Origin of the sequence: Schlesneria sp., assembly GCF_036405755.1 — a bacterium.
In the GTDB taxonomy this organism is placed as follows: Bacteria; Planctomycetota; Planctomycetia; order Planctomycetales; family Planctomycetaceae; genus Schlesneria; species Schlesneria sphaerica.
The window spans coordinates 1-3,546 of sequence record NZ_DASWWZ010000365.1 but is presented as its reverse complement, the minus strand read 5'-3'; the positions used below and the strand labels follow the sequence as shown (position 1 = coordinate 3,546).

Below are 3,546 nucleotides of genomic sequence, written 5' to 3'. Positions count from 1 at the left end.
CAATCTCAGCGTTCGACTTGTCGCTGGCGGCCAGCTTCGCAGGTCGAGCTGTATCAACACTCAGCTTTCGATTCAAAGCCGGTGAATTCATTAAATGCAGAATCTGAGGAGTTGTCGATTCGGATGACCGTTCGCAGGGGGGATCCTGGTTCAAATCCGGCCGACCGAAGGTATCCAGGAAGACCGATGAAGCCCGGTAAGTCCACAACTGCATGGCCCGTGACCCCGGCGGCATGGCCGAGAATTCTTCTTCGACTCCCAGCACATCGTTCACGGCGTCCAGCAAGACCTCGGCCCGCATCCGTTGACGGTAATACCGTGAAAAGTTTTTGACATCAGAGACATTCCGCTCGGTCGGAACAGAACTCAACCCGAAGACGTACGAGTTCGCGATCGTGCGGATCAGCTTCTTAATATCGTAGCCCTGCTGCTGGAACTCCCGCGAAAGATGTTCGAGCAATGCTTCGTTCGTGGCCGGATTGGTGGCTCGCAGGTCGTCGACTGGATCAACCAGCCCTCGCCCCATGATTTCAGACCAGATCCGATTCGCCATAACTTTGGGGAAGTAGGGATTGGACGAATCCGTAATCCAGGCCGCGAGGACTTCACGCGGATCATCTTCCGGCCCCAGGGTCAGGGGAACACCCGTCAATGTTTTCGGAGCGACCGGCAATCCCGTGCGACCATGCAGCAGTTGACCGGAAGGCCTCGTGAAAATGACTTCCTCGCCACCCGAAATCGGGGGTGAAAGGCCTTCTCCCTTGCGGCCTACCCGAGAGAAGAAGGAGGCAAAGCCATAGAAATCATCCTGGCTCCAGACTTCAAACGGATGGTGGTGGCACTTGGCACATTCCAGCCGCACTCCCAGAAATAACTGGCTGACAGACGAGGCAATCTCGATCGATTCAGGACGGTCGCGGAAAATGACCGTCGCTCCGTTATTCCAGGTACTTCCCTGAGCGGTCAGCAGTTCACGGACAAACTGGTCATAGGGAATGTTCTGGCGGAAAGCTTCGCGAAGCCAGGCATCGAGGTTCCAGACCGATTTGATCCCTGCCCGGTAAGGGTTGGGACGCAGCAGGTCGGCCCACTTGTTGGCCCAGAAATCTCCGTATTCGGGCCGTTCCAGCAGACTGTCGATCAGGATCCGTTTTTTATCCGGATTCGTGTCAGCCAGAAATGCCTTGGTTTCTTCCTGCGTAGGAATTCGTCCGATGATCCGCAGCGTCGCCCGCCGCAGGAAGGTTGCGTCAGACGCGGGAGCCGATGGCAGCATCCCCAGCAGCTTCAGCTTTTTCCAGACCAATTCATCGATGGTGTTATTCACCGGAAGCTGCGTGTAGGCCTCATCGGGGACGTTCCCCGGCAGAGGAATCGTGACGTTGCAGACGGCAATGTGATTCATGTACCGCGCCATGATGGCCGCTTCGCCAGGAATGGGCCCTGCCTGCACGATGCCGTCCCCGGCGGGAGCAATCGCCGCAATCGTTTTATCGTTGGTCTGATAGGCGCTGGCTTCTGTCACATCGCGACGAAACCCGTTTGAGTATTCGGCAATCACTCGCAGGGCGAATTGCTCTTTGGGTCCCAACGAGTAGCTCGACGGTTCAATCTGCACGCGAACCAGTTGAGGGGCGTCCTCCGGAGTCCGCAGCATCCCTCCCTGAATCCAGGCGACAATTTCGTTGTAAGGAGGGCTGTCAATTTCAAACCGTTTGCCGCCCCCATGAGGAATCTGCCCGACCGCTTTTCTCAGCAGCAGACTTTCTTTTGCGGCGACCGGAAATACTCGTCGCCCTCGCCCTTCACGCGCCAGGGCGGCATAGTCGAAGTCCGAATCGAATCCCAGCAGCGACAGCGCGAAACCGTTCTGGCCTCGCGATTTGCCGTGACAGGGACCCGAGTTACAGCCGTAGCGCGTCAGCAGCGGCTGAATGTCGGATTCGAACGTGACGACGGACGAGTCATCGTCGGCAGCATGACAATGATCGACCGCCCTGAACAGACTCAGGGACACAGCGCCAATCATTGTTACCGCAACAGCAACGGACCAGGGTTTTCGTAGACTTCGTCGCACAGCTTTAACCAACTCTTCTTGAATGCATTGCGCACTGGTAACCAGTACGGAGGAGAGAAATCGAGGAATCTCACTCCACCCATGAATGGTAGTTTATCGGAATGAGACTCGCTTGAGAAACATAATTTCGTCTTTCAGGACCCCTGGTTCGGGTCGGCGCAGATTTGACGGCAACTTGCAGCACGCAGCTTGTACAAGCGCAAGCTGCACGCACTGAATAAGTTAAGAGAATCTTCGCGCACATACCGCACACGACATGTACATACAGGCAGTTCGGATGAGATCAGATTTCCCAGAACGGGTTTCGGAAATTGGACAGCGAAGTCCAACTGGACACCATCTTCCGCCGCGTTTCCCAGGCCCGACGCCCCCCTGGGGGTGAACCTGCTATCGGCTGACGGAGATCGATTGACGAAACTGCGACATGCTGAAAGCAAAGCAAACGATTCCGATGGCGGCCACAGTTGCGAACTGAGGCCACACGGTCTCCAGCCCCGCTCCTCGAAAGATGATTGCCTGGGAGAACGCCACGAAGTGACGGGATGGGAAGAAAAACGTAATGTAGCGCAGCCATTCCGGCTGGCTTTCGACGGGAGTGGTTCCTCCCGAAAGCAATTGCAGCACGATATTGGTGAGAATGACCAGCAGTGCGAACTGCGCCATCGACCGGGCGAGGGTCCCGAGAAAGACCCCCAGGGCGGTCGCGAAGAACAGATACAGCACCACGCCAAAAATGAGTAGCAGGGGTGAACCGGCGATCGGCACATGCAGCGTCATTCGCACTATCAGCCCCAGCGACGTGGCGACCGCGAAGAGAATCACCAGACCGTTTGCCCAGACTTTTGCCAATGCGATCTCATAGGCGGTCAAGGGCATGGTCAGCAGGTGTTCCAGCGTCCCCCGCTCCCGTTCGCGAATCAGCGCGGCACCGGTCAGAATGACCGAAATGGTCGTGATCTGATTAATAATCATGACGACACTGGTAAACCAGGACGTTTCACCATTCGGATTGAATGCCTTGGTGACGACGAGATTCACGGGTGCAGAAACTCGATTGTCTGTGCGCCGGAGGAACGACGACGTCCGCTGAGTAATAATGTTTCGGATGTAACCCGCTCCGATGCTCGCCTGACTCATTGCTGTCGCGTCGATATTGATCTGAATTTCGGTCCGGCGTCCGGCAATCAGATCCTCTTCAAAACGTGGGGGAATGGCGACGACGAACATATACAGCCCACGATCCATGCCCGTATCGGCTTCCGCCGGTGCGATCTCGACCGGTCGCTTGAAACGGGGTGGATAAAAGGCATCGATCAGTTCGCGCGAAAGCGTCGAATGATTCTCGTCGATAAACGCCAGCGACGCATTATTGACTTCGGACGAGACCCCACGCGCGGCGGTAATGATCGAGAACGTAAACGCATGAATGATGAACGCGACCAGTACTGGGTCACGCAGCAGACTGCGAA

At 56.3% G+C, this 3,546-nt stretch carries 2 protein-coding genes; both read right to left on the bottom strand.

The features are described from left to right. A partial coding sequence (locus VGE80_RS12535) for a DUF1549 and DUF1553 domain-containing protein (RefSeq protein ID WP_440592910.1) occupies positions 1-2,017 on the bottom strand: 2,017 nt, incomplete at its 3' end. 447 nt (positions 2,018-2,464) lie between these two features. After that, positions 2,465-3,546 (bottom strand): ABC transporter permease (locus VGE80_RS12530; RefSeq protein ID WP_440592909.1); only part of this gene is annotated, 1,082 nt, incomplete at its 5' end.